Genomic DNA, 15387 nt, shown 5'->3' on the forward strand with positions numbered 1-15387 from the left:
GACTCCGCGACGTAGATTCAGCCCCCGGCCCTCTCTTTGACCTGTCCAGAGTCTGAACGGTATCCAAGGCCCCGGGCGAGTCGCATGGCCCCGGTGAGCCTGCATGTACAAGGCAAGTCGGTCGAGAGGTCTCCCATGCACATCATCGGTGTCGATGTCAGCAAGAAAAAACTCCATGCCGCCTACCTCAAGGACCCCTCCGAGGAGAAGACCAAGCCCAAGGCGGCCAGCAACAGCCCCGAGGGCGTCGATGCGCTGCTGACCTGGGCGCAGCGCCAAACCAGCGCCGCGCCCGAGGCGATGCACTTCATCATGGAAGCCACCGGCGTCTACCATGAAGCCGCCGCCGAGGCGTTGATCGCCGCCGGTGCCACTGTCTCGGTGGTCAACCCCAAGCACGTGCGCCGCTTCGCCGAGAGCCGCGGCATCGAGTCCAAAACCGATGCCCACGACCGCCGCGTGCTCGCGCTGTTCGGCCACGAACGCCGCCCCGCAGGGTGGCAACCCCCACCGGCTCACGCCAAACAGCTACGCACGCTGCTCGATCGCCTCGATGCGCTCGATGACGACATCCAGCGCGAGTACAACCGCCGAGAGAAGGCCGCAATCCAGGGCAATGACGACGTGCTGCGCTCTCACCACACCGTCATCGGCGCACTGCAGCGCGAGCGCGACCGGTTGCGCCAGGAGATCGATCACCACATCGACCGCCATCCAGACCTGCGCGACACGCACAAGCTCCTGGAGTCCATCCCCGGCATCGGCGAGCAGCTCGCCCGCCATCTCACAGCGTTCTTCGCCCTGGGGAGCTTCGGCTCCGCCGCCCAGGCCGCCGCCTACCTCGGCCTGGCTCCAAAACACAGGCAATCCGGCACCAGCATCCATGCCCAGCCACGGCTGGCCAAAATCGGCCCATCCCCCCTGCGGGCCAAACTCTACTTCCCCTCAATCGTCGCGCTCACCCATAACCACCATATCCGCGCAATGGCTCAGCGGCTGCGCAGCAAGGGAAAGAGCAACATGGCCATCATCGGTGCCGCCATGCGTAAACTCATCCACATCGCCTTCGGCGTCATCAAAAACCAGCGCCCTTACGACCCCGCTTTGACCTGACGGCCAAACGGCATGGGGTGCCTGGGATGGCGGACCTGAAGGTCCGCCCTACGGCGACTACCGCTTGACCTGCAAGACGGTATCTACTTCAGAGCTCGACGCCCTTCTGCGCGCGTACGCCACCATCCTTGAAGGCGTGCTTCTCCACCTGCATCTCGGTGACGGTGTCGGCGATGTCGATCAGCTCCTGCTTGGCGTTGCGCCCGGTCACCACCACGTGCTGCATCTCCGGGCGGGCCATCAGGTCGTCCAGCACACGGTCCTGGTCCAGGTACTCGTAGCGCAGGGCGATGTTGAGCTCATCCAGCAGAACCAGTCCGTAGGCGGGGTCGCGCAGCATGGCCACCGCCTTCTCCCAGGCCGCGCTGGCGGCCTCTTCGTCCCGGGCGCGGTCCTGGGTGTCCCAGGTGTAGCCCTCGCCCATGACGTGGTAGGTGACGTCGGGGTGGTCGCGGAAGAAGCGCTCTTCCCCGGTGGCGAACTTGCCCTTGATGAACTGCACGATCCCCACCTTCATGCCGTGGCCGAGCGCCCGGGCGACCATACCGAAGCCCGAGCTGCTCTTGCCCTTTCCGGGGCCGGTGAGCACCAGCAGGACGCCTTTGTCCTCCTGGGCCTGCGCCATGCGTGCCTCGATGGCGCGTTTCTTCTTCGCCATGCGCGCGGCGTGGCGTTCAGGGTCCTTGGCGTTGTCACGCATGGTCCAGGTCCTCCAGTGCGGCTCCGCGGAACAGGGCGGCTGCGGCCTCCGGCGCGGACGGAAAATAGGCGTGGTAATAGCTGGCGGTCAATGTGCCGTTGCGGTAGACGGCTTCCCCGGCGGTGCCGGTGCGGTTGCGCACGGTGCGGGCGGCAGGCTCCAGCGTCGTCTCCAGCCGCGAGTGGTGAAAGGTGTGCCCGCGCAGCTCGCCGCTGGGAAGCGTCAGGGATTGCAGACCGAGGCCCGTGAGCTTGCCGGCCATCACCGCCTCCCCCGGCAGCAGCCCGAGCATGCGGTGGCCGTTGCCGTCATCGTCGGTGAGCGTGTCCATGCAGGCCATCAGCCCCCCGCACTCGGCCAGAATCGGCTTGCCCTCGGCGTGGTGGGCGCGGATGGCCAGCAGCATGGGCAGATTGTCGGCGAGCTGGCGGGCGTGCAGCTCCGGATAGCCGCCCGGCAGCCACAGCGCGTCGCAGTCGGGCAGTGTCTGGTCGGTAAGGGGCGAGAACTCGGTGATCTCGGCCCCCATGGCGGCGAGCAGTTCCAGGTTGGCGCGGTAGATGAAGGCGAAGGCGGCGTCCCGGGCCACGGCGATCCGCAGTCCCTCCAGCAGCCGCGGCGGCGCCGGCAGTGGTTCGCTGGCCAGCTCCACGGTGGCCGGCAGGGTGTCCAGCCCCGCCTCCCGCAGCACCTCGGCGGCGGCATCCAGGCGCTCGTCCAGGTCCGCCACCTCGCCCGCCTGCACCAGCCCGAGATGGCGGTCCGGCACATGCAGAGATGCGTTGCGCTGGACGGCACCCAGCAGCGGCATGCGCTCGGGCAGGGAGTCCGCCAGCATTTTCCCGTGGCCGGGGCTGCCGGTGCGGTTGGCGATGACGCCGGACAGGCACACATCGTCGCGGTACAGATCCAGTCCCAGCGCCACGGCGCCGAAGGTCTGGCCCATGCCGCTGGCGTCGATCACCGGCACCACCGGCAGGCCGGCGGTTGCTGCCAGGTCCGCGCTGCAGGGGTCGCCGTCGAACAGGCCCATGGACCCTTCCACCAGCACCAGATCCGCCTCGGCGGCAGCGGACGCGAGACGCCACCGGCATTCGGCCATGCCGGTCATCCAGGGGTGGAGCTGGTAGACCGGATTGCCGGAGGCGCGCTCCAGCACCATGGGGTCCAGGTAGTCCGGGCCGTATTTGAACACGCGCACGTCGCGGCCGGCGTTCCGGTGCAGCCGCGCCAGTGCGGCGGTGATCATGGATTTTCCGGAGCCGGAGCCCGGCGCGCTGATCAGCGCGGCCGGCGCCGCTCCACGAACGGGTGTTTCATTCATTAACGGATCTCCCGTGGGATTCGGGGCGCGCGGGCGGGACGGCTCCGGCGCCGGCGGGGACGAAGACCTGGGCGCCATCCACCTCGGCCCGGGCCAGTGGCTGCTGGTAGAGCCGCTCCAGCGCCTCGGGCACCAGCATGCGCTCGGCCGGGCCCCAGCACGCCTCGCCGTCCGGGTAGAGCAGCAGCAGATGGTCGCACCAGCGCGCTGCCAGGTTGATGTCGTGCAGGCAGAGAAAGACGCCGCGGCCTGCCTCCGCCTCACTGCGCAGCAGATCCATCACGGCCACCTGATGGCGCAGGTCCAGGTGGTTGGTGGGTTCGTCGGCAAGCCAGATGTCCGGGGTCTGGGCCAGGGCCGTTGCAATGGCCACGCGCTGGCGTTCGCCGCCGGAGAGCGTACTGACCAGCCGTGACTCCAGCCCGTCCAGGGCGACGCGCGCCAGCGCCCTTCGGGCAATGGCGACGTCGTCGGCGGTCTCCATGTCCCAGGGCGACAGGTAGGGGTGCCGGCCGATCAGCACGGTCTCCAGGACTGTGGCGGGAAAGCCGTCCTGGCGTTCCTGGAAGACCACGGCGAGGGCGCGGGCCACGCGCTTGCGGCGCTGGCCGCGGAGCGCTTCCCCGTCCAGGAGCACGCTGCCGTGGCGGGGTGCCCGCAGCCCCGCAAGGGTGTGCAGCAGGGTGGTCTTGCCGGCGCCGTTCGGCCCGAGCACGCCCCAGATCTGGCCGGGCGCGATGGTCAGCTCCAGCGCCGTGCCATCCGCACGCTCCGGGATATCGATCACCAGGTTGCGTGTGCTCAGCGTGGTCATCAACGGCTCCGGTAGAGCAGGTAGAGGAACGTGGGCACCCCAAGCAGTGCGGTGATGACGCCAACCGGGAGCTGTTCCGGCGCGATCATGGTGCGCGCCAGGGTATCCGCCAGCACCAGCAGGGCACCACCGGCCAGCGCGGCGGCGGGGAGGATCAGCCGCTGGTCGTTGCCCAGCACCAGGCGCAGCATGTGCGGCACCACCAGGCCGACGAAGCCGATGCTGCCGGCGGTGGTCACCGCCACGGCGGTGATCAGGCTGGCGCCCACGTAGATGGACCACTCCAGTCCCCGCACCGGTACCCCCAGGGCGGCGGCCTGCATGGGGCCACGGGCCAGCACGTTGAGGCTGCGCCCCAGGGGCATCAGCAGCAGGCAGATCCCCAGCAGGGTGGCGAAGGCGACCCAGGGGGTGCGCGCGTAGGTGAGATCACCCATCAACCAGTACAACATGCCGGGCAACCGTTCCGTGGGGCCGACGGCCAGCATGAAGGTGATGACCGCACCCCAGCCCGCGGCGACCACCACGCCGGTGAGCAGTAGTCGCGTCGGCGTCCAGCTGCCGGTGCCATGGGCCAGCCCGAACACCAGCACGGTCGACAGCAGCGCGCCCACGAACGCGGAGCCCGAGACGGCCGCCGCGCCAAGCCCGAGCAGCATCGCGGCCAGGGCGCCCACGGCCGCGCCACCGGAGAGGCCGAGGACGTAAGGGTCGGCCAGGGGGTTGCGTAGCAGCACCTGCATCAGCGCCCCGGCCACGGCCAGCAGGCCGCCCACGGCGAATGCCGCCAGCGCGCGCGGCGCGCGCAGCTCCAGCACCAGGGTGCGGTGCAGGGGCGAGCCGTCGCCGGTGAGCACCGCCCACAGGTCGGCGGGCGGTATGTGCACGCTGCCGATGGCGACCGCAACCAGCAGCGAGACCACGGCGACTGCCGCCAGCGTCAGCAGCGGTGCGATCAGCCGCCCGGCTCCCAGCGCGGCGGCCGGCGACGCGGCTGGAGACACGCCGCCGTCAGCGGCGCTCACGCGCCTTCTCCAGCTGCTCGCAGAGGATGCGGCTGCCCTCGGCCACGCGCGGTGTCGGACGCTGGATGCTGGAAGGGGGCACGAAAAACAGGTTGTCGTGGCGGGTGGCGGTGAGGCTGTCGTACGCACGCCAGGGCTCCAGCCAGGTTTCGTCCGCCTCGCCCATGCCCCCGGCGATGATGGCCTCGGGGTTGCGGTCCAGCACCGACTCCGTGTCGATCCGTGGGGTCAGGCTGCCCAGCTCGCCGAAGACATTGTCGCCACCGCACAGGGCGGCTGCCTGGCTGATGAGGTGATCATCGTTGACGGTCATGAGCGGGTCGTCCCAGACCTGATAGAACACGCGCACCGGGTCGGCGTCGGCGTACTGGTCACGGATGCCGTCAATGGCGTCACGGAAGGCCGCCGCCTCGTCGGCGGCATGGTCAGCGGTGCCGGCCAGCACGCCGAGGCGCTCCAGCGTGCTGGCGATGTCGTCCAGCTCGCGGGGTTCGGAGAGGTAGAGCGGCAGGTCCAGCTCCTGCAGCCGCTCCAGCTGCTCCGAGGGGTTGCCGGTGATCCAGCCCACGACCAGGTCCGGCTCCCGGGCGAGCAGGGTTTCCATGTCCAGACGCTTGTAGCTGCCCACGCGCGGGACGTCTTCGGCCTCCGGCGGGTAGTCGCTGTAGGTCACGGCGCCCACCACGGCGTCGCCGGCACCGGCGGCGAACAGCAGCTCCGTGGCGCCGGGCGACAGGGAGACAATGCGCTCCGCCGGGGCGTCGAGGCAGACCTCGCGGTCGGCATCGTCGGTGACGCAGGGCCCGTCCGCCGCGTTGACCTGCCACGGGCCGAGGGCGCCCGAGACGACCAGGCCGGCCAGGATGCGCAGCGGGGTGCGCGCTGTGGTGGTTGCGATCATCTCAATCCTCTCCTCCGATCATGATCAGTCGCCCGGTTTCCGGATCACGGTAGACCTGACCCACGGATTCGTAGCCGCTGCCCGCCTCGCCGGCGCCGTCCGGCACGTCGGGTAGTTCCCGGCCCGCGTCAACATCGACGCCGCCTTCGCTGGCCTGTTCCAGGCCGTCACTGGACGCGGCCAGCGCGACCATCAGCCCCACGGCGAAGACCAGCATGATATCCGCCAGATTGGCGAGCGGCCCCATGGGATCGTCGTCGCCGGCATCGAATCGGCTGCGGCGGTAGGCCGGTACGCTCACGACTGCGCTCCTTCCAGCCGCTCCATGGCCGCGTCATACCAGCGCCGGCGCAGGCGGCCGACGAGAAAACCGAGAATGCCGATCAGCAGCCCGAGCACGGTGGTGTTGAACGCCACGGTGACGGCCTGGGCCAGGACATCCAGCTCGCCACGGCCCAGCGCGGCCAGGCCCGGCCCCAGGGGGATCAGCGTGCCCATGAGGCCGAGCATCGGCCCCACCCGCGCCAGCAGGTCGGCGCGGTCGATACGGCGCTGCGCACGGCGCGCGACGGCCTGCGCGTCACCTTTCGCCTCCATGCGCCGCAGGCCGCCGGTGCGCTCGCCCAGCGCGAGGCCCAGTTCCCACAGCGCGAGTGCGACCAGGGCCAGCAGCGCAATGATCACCGGCTCCAGTAGCCAGCCCACCACCGCGTCCATGATTTCCAGTGTTGCCGATGTGAACATCGTTGACCTCGTTGATGCGTGTTGCGGTGGTCGCGACTGACGTCGCTCCTACAGTAGGCCGTAGCCCCGTAGGGTGGACCTTCAGGTCCACCAGTTCAGCCCGGTTCATCGAAGGTGGACCTGAAGGTCCACCCTACGGGCCTTGGGAGCGGCGTCAGTCGCCACCCGTGAGTTACAGCCGCCGGCCCGCGACGATCCCTCCGGCCAGCAGGAGCAGTGCTGCGGCCGCCACCAGCCAGGGCAGCAGCACCAGCCCGCCCTCGGCGGCCTCATCACCCTCTTCCTCGGCCGCCTGCTCCTCCGCCGCGTCGTCGGCGGCCTCGGCCAGGTCGTCCGTGATGTCGATCTCGGCCACGGTGGCCGGGTCCAGGTCCCGCTCGGCCTGTTCCACCTGCGCCGTGGCGCGCACGCCGTCGAAGGCCGCCTGCAGTTCCTCGTCGCCGATCTGCTCGGCCACCCAGTCCATGGTGGGGTGGTCGGGCCGGGTGTGACCGCCACCGGGAAGGCCATGCTCCACCACCGACTCGGCGAAGTCCTGGATGAGTTCCTCCAGGATCTCCTCGTCGGCATCCCAGAAGTCGCGGTGGGCGGCCACCAGGGTGACCGCCTGCATGTGCATCTTCACGTGGATGTTGTGGTCTTCCTCCAGGAAGTCGTCGAGCCCGATGCCGTGGCTGTCGGCGAAGTAGACATCGTGGACCGCATCCCAGACCCAGGAGCGGACCACGTCGGGGTTGGTGACCTGCCAGCCCCAGAGGTTGTCCAGGAAGTCCGCGCCCATGGTCCGGGCCCCGGCGTAGCCGTGATCCATGAGTGGCTCCAGCCACTGCGGGTTCAGGTTCTGACCGCGCAGCTCGCCCAGCAGGGCGCGCTGCAGGGACTCCACGCGGGGGTTGTCCGCGTCGGCGTGCATGAGCACGCGGTTGTCGGGCGCGGTACCGGTGAGGTTCTCCACCGCCAGCGAAAGACCGCCCTGGAAGTCGAAGCCGTCGTCATTGTCCAGCAGACCGTAGACATGGCTGGCCCGGCCCAGGTAGGTGCGCCCGACGGCGCCCAGGCGGCTCTCGAAGGCGTCATGGGCGGGGTCGCCGCTGGCCTCGGTGCCGTAGGCGTGGCCCATGCGCCGGGCGTAGGCGGCGGCCACCTCGCTGCGGTCCTCCCAGGCGCCGGAGCGCTCGGCCAGGCGGTTCACGCCGGCACCGTAGGCGCCGGGGGCGGTGCCGAACACGCGCAGGGCGGCGTCGCGGCCGGCGTCGGCGGCATCGGCACCGTCGTCCATCAGCGTGCGCGTGTCTTCCACCCAGCGGGCGGCCACGTCGTTCTCGCTCAGGGCCTCGTCGCCCGGGTCACGCAGGTCCTCCGGCAGCGGGCGCAGGGCCTCGTCCAGGGCGCCGTCCAGTTGCGGGTGTTCCGCGCGGATGGTCTCGGAGGCACCATCCAGGGCCACGCGCACGGCCTTGTCCAGCCACACGAGCTGGTCCTCGTAGAGGTCACGGAACAGCCCGGAGGTGGTGAACAGGGCGTCCCGGCGACGGGAGCGGTCCTCCAGGGGCTTGCGCTCCAGGCCCTCGACAATGCCGCGGGAGTTCCACTTGGGCCGCACCCCGAGCATGTCCATGCCGAAGGCGATCATGACGCCCTCGTCGCGCACGGTGTCGGAGGCCCACAGCACGATGGCCTCGCTGCCCTCGGCTTCCGGATCGCCGCGCTCGCGGGCATCCACCGCCATTTCCTGACCCAGGGACCAGGCCACGCGGGTGGGCACCAGATCGCCGGACAGCGCGTGGAAGTTGCGCCCGGTGGGCAGCACCTCGGGGGTGCGCACCGGGTCGTTGCCATGGCCCGGCTCCACGAAACGCCCATCCAGGGCGGCGAGCAGGTTGTTGCGCTCGTTGGCGGTGGAGTTGACCAGATCCTCGCGCCAGCCCGCTTCCGGGTCCTCGTCGCCCGCCATGGAGTCAAGCATGGTCTCCACGGCGTCGTCGTCCCAGTCCCGGCCGAATACGTGCAGGCCGATGGGCATGAACTGCTCCTGCATATGGGTCACGTAGTGGCCCACTTCGTGGACCAGCAGCTCGTCGTCCACGTCGGCCAGGTCACCGCCGGAATCCTCGCCATGGTCCTGGCCGTGATCGTGATGGTGATCATCGTCATCGGCATGATCATCGTCGTGGCGGCCATGGTCGTGATCGCGATCGTGGTCATGGTCGCCGTTGTGATCGTGGTCACCGTGATCGTCGTCATGGCCGTGATCGTGGTGGTGATGACCGTGCTCCAGCTCGTGCTCGATCTCCTCGGTGAGATCCAGCGCCTCGATACGCTCGCGCAGGGTCGCCACCGCCCGGTCGCGGGTGGGCGAGTCCGGGTCGGTGGCGGACTCGAAGGTCTCCACCAACTGGCGCAGTTCCAGCAGCTCGTCGTAGAGCTCGGTTGCCTCCAGCGGCGGCGTGAGGTGGCTGATCATCACCCCCATGGCGCGGCGTTTGGCCTGGATGCCCTCGCCCACGCCGTCGACGATGTAGGGGTAGATCACCGGCAGGTCGCCGCCCAGCAGTTCCGGGTAGTCGTCGGCGGCCAGACCGGCGCGCCGCCGCGGCAGGAATTCGCGGGTGGAGTGGCGGCCCACGTAGACCAGCGCATCCGCCTCGAAGCCGTCCCGCAGCCAGTGATAGAAGCCCATGTAGTGGTGGGTGGGCGGGAATGTGGTGTTGGCGTGCAGCAGCGCTTCGCTGACTTCCCAGCCCCGGGGTGGCTGCGGGCCGATGAACACGTTGCCGAAACGGATGCCGGGGAAGACCATCTCGCCGTCGCGGACCATGGCCTCGCCGGGGGCGTCGCCCCAGCCGGTGAGGCCCGGGATGCCGGTGCGGATCAGCGCGTCGCGCAGGCTGGTCACCTCATCGGTGTCACCACCGTGCTGGAGCAGTCGGGTCCATTCGTGCTGGTACTGGGAGAGCAGGTCCAGGGCGCGGTTCTGACGGGCGTGCTCGTAGTTCTCGAGCATGTGCCGGACGTCGCCGAGGCCGCGCTCCAGCAGCCGTTCCGCCAGGGCGCGCTGTTCCTGGTCCTTGGCGTCCATGAGCCGGGCGTGCACGTAGCCGATGGGGCCGTTCTCGAGCTCCGCCTGGATGGTCTCCGGCAAGGTGTGGAAATAGTCGAGATAGTCCTCGGTCGAGAGCGTGGGCACGCGCTCGGCCAGTTCCGACAGGCCTTCGGCGTCCTCCTGGAGGTTCACGCCGCGGTCCTGGATTTCGTCCAGCAGGGCGTCGGCGTCCTCGGGCAGCTCGCCGGTGTCGTAGCCGGCGGCCTTCAGCTGCTGGAGCATCTCGAACAGGGACTCGGGCACGTCGAGCTTATCGGCGCCGACGTTGTGCCGCCCCGGCGGGTGGTTGTAGTAGACCAGCGCGACCCGCTTGTCGGCGTTGTCGGCCGTCTGCAGCCGCTGCCAGCGCTGCATGCGGTCCGCCATCGCCTCGACCCGCTCCGGGACCGGGCGGGTGAGCTTGAGTGTCACCCCGGTGGCGTCGTCGGTCTCAGGCGATTCGGCCGTTGCCAGCACCATGGGCTGGCTGATGCCCTGCAGCTCGGGCATGGCGAGCTGGTAGTGGACGTTGTCCCAGGGGATGCCCTCTTCCGACAGTTGCCACTCCGGCTCGGTGAGGTCGCTGAGGCGGATGCCCTTGACCACGGGCACGTCCAGGGCGCCGAACGCCTCGGTGACGTCCCGCCGGCCCTCGCCGCCCCCCACGGTGAAGTACTTGAGGCTGACCACGCCGGTCAGCTCCGCCGGTGCGCTGCGCTCGGCGAGGGTCTCCACCGCCTCGACGCTGGCGCCACCCCAGCGGGCCAGCACGGCGAAACACTGGATGCCACGCTCCTCGAGGGCCTCACAGGCGGCGTCCAGCAGTGCCCGGTCGCCAGGCCGGTCGCCGGTGTTGCCATCCAGCAGTGCCACGGCGGGCCCGTCGTCCAGGTCGAGGTCCGCCGGGTCGGCGCTGGCTTTGCCGTTGCGGTAGTAGCGGATGGGGTCCTGCGGGCGCGGCTCCGGCACCTCCATGTCGTGACCGGCATGAGCCAGCAGCCACTCCATCATGCCGGCCATGTGGTCCGGGCTGCGTCCCTGGTAGAACGCGCGCCCGTTCAGCCAGTCGGCCTGATCGGGGAAGGCGTCGCGCTGTGCGGCCAGATGCTCGCGGGGGTCTTCGCCGGCATCCGGGTTGGCTACCAGCTCGTTGACGGCCTCGTCGGAGAGGCCGTCCAGCACCGGCTCTCCGTCCAGCCGCGAGAGCCGGGTAATGCGGCGGTCGCTGTTCATGGCCAGCACCGGCACGTCCGCGCCGGGGCTGGCCTCGCGTAACAGGCGCTCGATGCGCCCGACCTGATCGCCGAAGACGCCGGCCATGAACACGGCGTCGGCCTCGCGCCAGAGCCCGGCCACCTCGCCGTCCGATTTCTCGGCCAGCTGTTCCGGGGTGCGCAGCACCACATCGTGCTCGGGGTGGGCGTCCACGAAGGCATGGGCCCCGGCCGCCACTTCGGCGGCGGAGCGTTCGGAGACAATGCCGACGATGGTGGCGGCGGAGGCAATCCCTGGCAGCAGCAGTGCCAGCAGTAGCACGCTGAATCGCATCATCATTTATCGGTTCCCGTAACGGACGCTGAGAAAGGCGGTGCGGCCGGCGTTCTTGTAGTCGAAGTCGCTTGTACTGTTCCGAGCCGTGACATAATCCGTGTCGAAGACGTTATCGATCGTGAGCCGGGCAGACCAGTTGCGCGCAAACTCCCAGCCGGCGCGCAGGTTCATCAGGCCGAAGCCGGGCAGCCGGTCATCGCCCTGGTAGCGGTCACCCTGGAAGATCCCGCTGGCGCCGACGGAAGCCGTCCCGATGGACCGGTCGAGATCAAGACGGGCCGTTCTGGTCGCGCGGCGCTCCAGGCGCTCACCGCTGTCGCGGTCACGCGGATCCGTCAGCGTCGCGGAGGCCTGCACATCCCACGCGCTGATGCGGGTCTGCAGCGAGCCTTCCAGCCCCTGAATGCGGGCGCGGTCGACATTCTCGGGCCGCATGACGCCGTCGTTTCCAAAGGCGTTCTGGATGAGGTCGTCCACGTGACTCTGGTAGGCGGCAAGATCCCAGCGGAGATGCTGGTATTGACCGGTTATGCCGATCTCCGCGGTCTGGGAGCGCTCGGGGGAGAGGTTGTCGTTGCCTTCGAAAATAAAGCCGTCGCCGTAATCGGTAAAGGGGAAATAAAGGTCGTTGAACGTGGGCGCACGGAATGCCGTGCCGTAGCTCAGACGCAGTCGGTGATTGGCGTCCAGCGCCTGTCCGAATGCGGCGCCACCGGTGACGCGGTCACCAAAGGCCTCGTTATCATCGAGGCGCACACTGAGCTGGATCTCCGAGTTGTCACCACCGATCAGGTACTGTCCGAAAGCGGCGCGATTATCACGGCGGGTCTCGTCGTAGTCGGTGGTTCCCGCGACCTCGTCGCGCTGAAACTCCGCACCAAAGACGACTTCGTTGTTGCCGTGGATGGCCGTGTTCTCCATCCGGGCGGTGCGCGTTTCGGTATCGAAGACCGAGATTCCGGATCCCTCGAAGTTCTCCTGTTCGTCACGGGCCTGGCTGATCTGCAGCCGGGTGGTCCATGCTGCGCCGATCGGGATCAGCGTGTGGGCGCCGATGGCCTGGTTCAGAAAATCGGTATCGCCGCCGTCGAATTCCGTGTTGCCTTCGGCGCGAAACCCGAGAACGCCGACCTCCGTGCCGTTATCGAACTGATGGGTAAGCCGTCCAACGTTGGCGTTGTTGACGAACCCCCGGTCGTCCCCGTCTTCCCGAACCGGGGCGCCGCGCGTATGGAAGCGGTTGGTGCTCACGCTGTAGGACGTGCCGTCCGCCGCACCCGCGAAGCCCGCACCAATCTCGCTGCTATCGAATGAACCATAGCCCCCTTGAATCCAGTACTGATCGCCGTCTCGCCCGTCCGGGGTGAACGCCTGCACGACCCCACCGACCGCGTCGGCGCCGTAGATGCTTGCCCTGGGCCCGCGGACAACCTCCACGTTATCGAGAAGCTGTGGCGGGATGAACTGCCAGGGCACGCCGCCGGTCGTGGCCGAACGAATGCGCACACCATCGATCAGCAGCATCGTGGATTCGGAACCGGTGCCGCGCGTATAGACGCTGGTGGCCTTGCCGAAGGAGCCGTTGGTCTGGACGTCGAGCCCGGGCTGACCACGCAGGATGTCGCCAAGCTCCCGTGGCTGCTGCCGGTCCAGAGTCTCGCGGTCGATCACAGTGACCGAGCTGAGGCTTTCGTCCACGGTCTGGGTGGAGAGCGTCGGCGTCACCACCACGGGGTTGAGCTGGATCGGGTCGTCCCCCGAGGCGCTCAGAGGCGCCAGACACACGGCCACCGTGGCCGCAGCTGCAGGCTTGCTGAAGTACATGGTTGTCCCCTTTCGCCGTGCCACCCGCACGGGCGTATCGTTCTGTAATAGTGGCGCGTGGGTGGGGCGATCAGGCGGCAAGTGGCGGAGTCTGCCGGCCTGTGCGTCGCCCTCCGCAACGCGCGGCAAACCCGGCAGGCCGGTCTACGGGCTGATGAGCGGGGAGCTGTGGACCCGTCCCTGGGCGACCGCCTTCCCGTGCATATTGCACAGTGGCCGAGAGGTCGCCTTTGACTCAAACACCGTTGCGGGGGCAGCGTCGGAATGGGGCCGCGTGCCGTGAGGCGGGCCGGTACCGACTTCCCGTTTCATCCCGTCACAGCCGGTTGGTACTGCACGGGACACCTGCAGGGAGGCGAATGACGCTAGCAAGGGGGGTGCCGGTAGTCAAATCGACAGGGCGGTATCGAGCCGTGCCAGCCCCGCTTCATCCGGGGCGAGTCCGAAGCGCAGCGCGGCCGGCCCCTGGAACAGGCGCACCAGGATGCCCTCGCGGGCGAGTCGATCCTGCAGCGCGGCCGACTCGCCGTGCGGGCAGTAGCGAAACAGGCTGGTGCCTCCGGCGGGCGTCAGCCCGTGGCGTCGGAGCACCTGGTCCAGGGCTGCCGCCCCGGCGTCGAGACGCCGGCGATTGGCCTCCTGCCAGGCGCGGTCGGCCAGGGCCTGGCGCATGACCCAGCGTGCCGGGTGGCTCACGGCCCAGGGGCCAAGCAGCGTGTCGAGGTGGTCGCAGAGCGGCGCCGGGCCGAACAGAAAGCCGCCCCGCAAGCCGGCGAGCCCGAAGAACTTGCCCAGGGACCGCATGACCAGCAGTCCGTCCGGCCCCGTGGCGGGCGCCACGCTGTCTGCGGGTGTCGGGTCGATGAAGGCTTCGTCCACCACTAGCCAGCCGTCCCGCGCCTGCAGCCGACGGTGCCACTCAAGCAAACGCTCCGTCGGGACGGTAAGCCCGGTGGGGTTGTTCGGGTGTATCCAGACCAGCACGTCCAGGTGGTCCAGATGCGCGTCCACATCGTCGTGGGGCACATTGATCACCGCATGACCCTGCTGGCGCCACCACCACGCGTGTTCCGCGTAGCCGGGGGCGGGTACGCCGACCCGGCAGGGCGCCCGCAGTCGTGGTAGCGCCTGGATGACCGCCTGGGAGCCGGCCGTGGTGACGCAGCCGGCCGCAGCCGGGGCGCCCGCCCACGCCCTTGCGATCGCCGGCAGGTCGTCGTCCGCCTCGGGCAGGCGCTGCCACACCGACCCGGGGACTTCCGGCACCGGCCAGGGCCACGGGTTGATGCCGGTGGAGAGGTCCAGCCAGTGTTCCAGGGGGATGCCGTATGCGGCTGCCGCCCGGTTCAGCCTGCCGCCGTGATCAGGGACCATGCCATGCCTCCCAATAGGATGACGGCCAGCCAGCAGAACACGGCGCGGCGCACCAGCACGACCGCGGCGTCGATGGTGGCGCCGTCTGGTGGCGGACCTTCGCCCAGGGGTGGGCGTTCCCGCCAGCCGTCCCGGTAGGGCGCGGCGCCGCCGAGGGTGACACCAAGCGCGCCGGCGCCCGCGGCCATTACCGGCCCGGCGTTGGGGCTCTCCCACGCGCCCGCCTGGCGGAACCAGCAGGACAGGGCCGTGGCGGTGCGGCCAGAGGCGGCGTAGGCCAGCGCCGTCAGCCGCGCCGGTATCCAGTTGAGCGCATCGTCGAGCCGCGCGACCACGCGGCCGAACAACAGGTAGCGCGGTGTCCGATAGCCCCACATGGCGTCCAGGGTATTCACCAGGCGGTGCAGGATTACGCCCGGCAGGCCCGCGACCAGGTACCAGAACAGGCTGGCGAAGACGGCGTCGGCGCCGTTCTCCAGGACCGACTCGGACGCCGCCCCGGCAACGCCCCGTTGATCCAGCGCCCGGGTGTCGCGGCTGACCATGGCGCCCACGGCGTCTCGGGCACCGGCAAGGTCGCCGTGGATCAGCGGTGTGGCGACGGCGCGGGCGTGATCTCCCAGGCTGCGCGGGCCGATGGCGAGATACAGCACCACAATCTCCAGGGCCACCAACACGACCGGCGGCAACACCAGCGCCAGTACCACGGCGACAAGGACGGGCGGTGCCAGCAACACGGCGGCTGCCGTCAGGCCGGACGCGATGCTGCCGTGCCCGTCCGGGTTGAAACGGCGCTCGACGGCATCCGCCAGTGCCCCGAACAGCACCAGCGGGTGCAGCCGCCGGGGCTCCCCCAGCAGCGTATCCAGAATGACAGCGCCGATACAGACAAGCGCGGTAAGCAAGGCGTCCTCGTGGCAACATGGCGAAGCCGG

General features: G+C 69.4%; 12 protein-coding genes and 1 riboswitch. Of the genes, 1 reads left to right on the top strand and 11 read right to left on the bottom strand.

Annotated elements, in window-relative coordinates; translation table 11 throughout:
- Window positions 1–135 precede the first annotated feature (135 nt).
- Window positions 136–1113 carry an IS110 family RNA-guided transposase gene (locus BMZ02_RS13645; RefSeq protein WP_171909930.1) on the top strand — a complete coding sequence of 326 codons (978 nt, stop codon included), beginning with the start codon at window positions 136–138 and terminating at the stop codon, window positions 1111–1113.
- An 88-nt stretch (window positions 1114–1201) separates the two neighbouring features.
- Here BMZ02_RS13645 and cobO read toward each other — a convergent pair whose 3' ends face one another.
- From cobO to cbiB, 11 genes are all read right to left on the bottom strand, one after another.
- Complete coding sequence (gene cobO, locus BMZ02_RS13650; protein WP_091644890.1) at window positions 1202–1813, bottom strand: cob(I)yrinic acid a,c-diamide adenosyltransferase; 612 nt, start codon at window positions 1811–1813, stop codon at window positions 1202–1204.
- Window positions 1806–3137, bottom strand: coding sequence for a cobyrinic acid a,c-diamide synthase CobB (locus BMZ02_RS13655; protein ID WP_091644892.1), 1332 nt, complete (start codon window positions 3135–3137; stop codon window positions 1806–1808). The genes cobO and BMZ02_RS13655 overlap by 8 nt, the downstream gene beginning before the upstream one ends.
- Window positions 3130–3951 carry an ABC transporter ATP-binding protein gene (locus BMZ02_RS13660; protein ID WP_091644894.1) on the bottom strand — a complete coding sequence of 274 codons (822 nt, stop codon included), beginning with the start codon at window positions 3949–3951 and terminating at the stop codon, window positions 3130–3132. Before BMZ02_RS13660 ends, BMZ02_RS13655 begins: the two co-directional genes overlap by 8 nt.
- Window positions 3951–4910 (bottom strand): FecCD family ABC transporter permease, encoded by a 960-nt coding sequence (locus tag BMZ02_RS13665; protein WP_091644967.1) that lies wholly within the window; start codon window positions 4908–4910, stop codon window positions 3951–3953. Before BMZ02_RS13665 ends, BMZ02_RS13660 begins: the two co-directional genes overlap by 1 nt.
- A 52-nt stretch (window positions 4911–4962) precedes the next feature.
- The gene (locus BMZ02_RS13670; RefSeq protein ID WP_425425088.1) at window positions 4963–5874 is read right to left on the bottom strand and encodes a cobalamin-binding protein; all 912 of its coding nucleotides are present in this window, start codon (window positions 5872–5874) and stop codon (window positions 4963–4965) included.
- A 4-nt stretch (window positions 5875–5878) separates the two neighbouring features.
- The gene (locus BMZ02_RS13675; RefSeq protein WP_091644897.1) at window positions 5879–6178 is read right to left on the bottom strand and encodes a DUF2149 domain-containing protein; all 300 of its coding nucleotides are present in this window, start codon (window positions 6176–6178) and stop codon (window positions 5879–5881) included.
- On the bottom strand, window positions 6175–6621 hold the full coding sequence (locus tag BMZ02_RS13680; protein ID WP_091644898.1) for a MotA/TolQ/ExbB proton channel family protein: 447 nt from the start codon (window positions 6619–6621) through the stop codon (window positions 6175–6177). The genes BMZ02_RS13675 and BMZ02_RS13680 overlap by 4 nt, the downstream gene beginning before the upstream one ends.
- A 172-nt stretch (window positions 6622–6793) precedes the next feature.
- Window positions 6794–11251 carry a cobaltochelatase subunit CobN gene (locus BMZ02_RS13685; protein ID WP_091644969.1) on the bottom strand — a complete coding sequence of 1486 codons (4458 nt, stop codon included), beginning with the start codon at window positions 11249–11251 and terminating at the stop codon, window positions 6794–6796.
- A gap of 6 nt (window positions 11252–11257) precedes the next feature.
- Window positions 11258–13078 carry a TonB-dependent receptor domain-containing protein gene (locus tag BMZ02_RS13690; RefSeq protein ID WP_091644900.1) on the bottom strand — a complete coding sequence of 607 codons (1821 nt, stop codon included), beginning with the start codon at window positions 13076–13078 and terminating at the stop codon, window positions 11258–11260.
- Window positions 13079–13198: 120 nt separating this feature from the next.
- Window positions 13199–13442, bottom strand: a riboswitch (cobalamin riboswitch).
- A gap of 23 nt (window positions 13443–13465) precedes the next feature.
- Window positions 13466–14452 carry a threonine-phosphate decarboxylase CobD gene (gene cobD, locus BMZ02_RS13695; protein WP_091644902.1) on the bottom strand — a complete coding sequence of 329 codons (987 nt, stop codon included), beginning with the start codon at window positions 14450–14452 and terminating at the stop codon, window positions 13466–13468.
- Window positions 14425–15357: an adenosylcobinamide-phosphate synthase CbiB gene (gene cbiB / locus BMZ02_RS13700; RefSeq protein ID WP_091644903.1), complete on the bottom strand. Its 933-nt coding sequence runs from the start codon at window positions 15355–15357 to the stop codon at window positions 14425–14427. The genes cobD and cbiB overlap by 28 nt, the downstream gene beginning before the upstream one ends.
- Between the last annotated feature and the right edge of the window lie 30 nt (window positions 15358–15387).

It is taken from the genome of Aquisalimonas asiatica (genome assembly GCF_900110585.1).
GTDB lineage: Bacteria > Pseudomonadota > Gammaproteobacteria > Nitrococcales > Aquisalimonadaceae > Aquisalimonas > Aquisalimonas asiatica.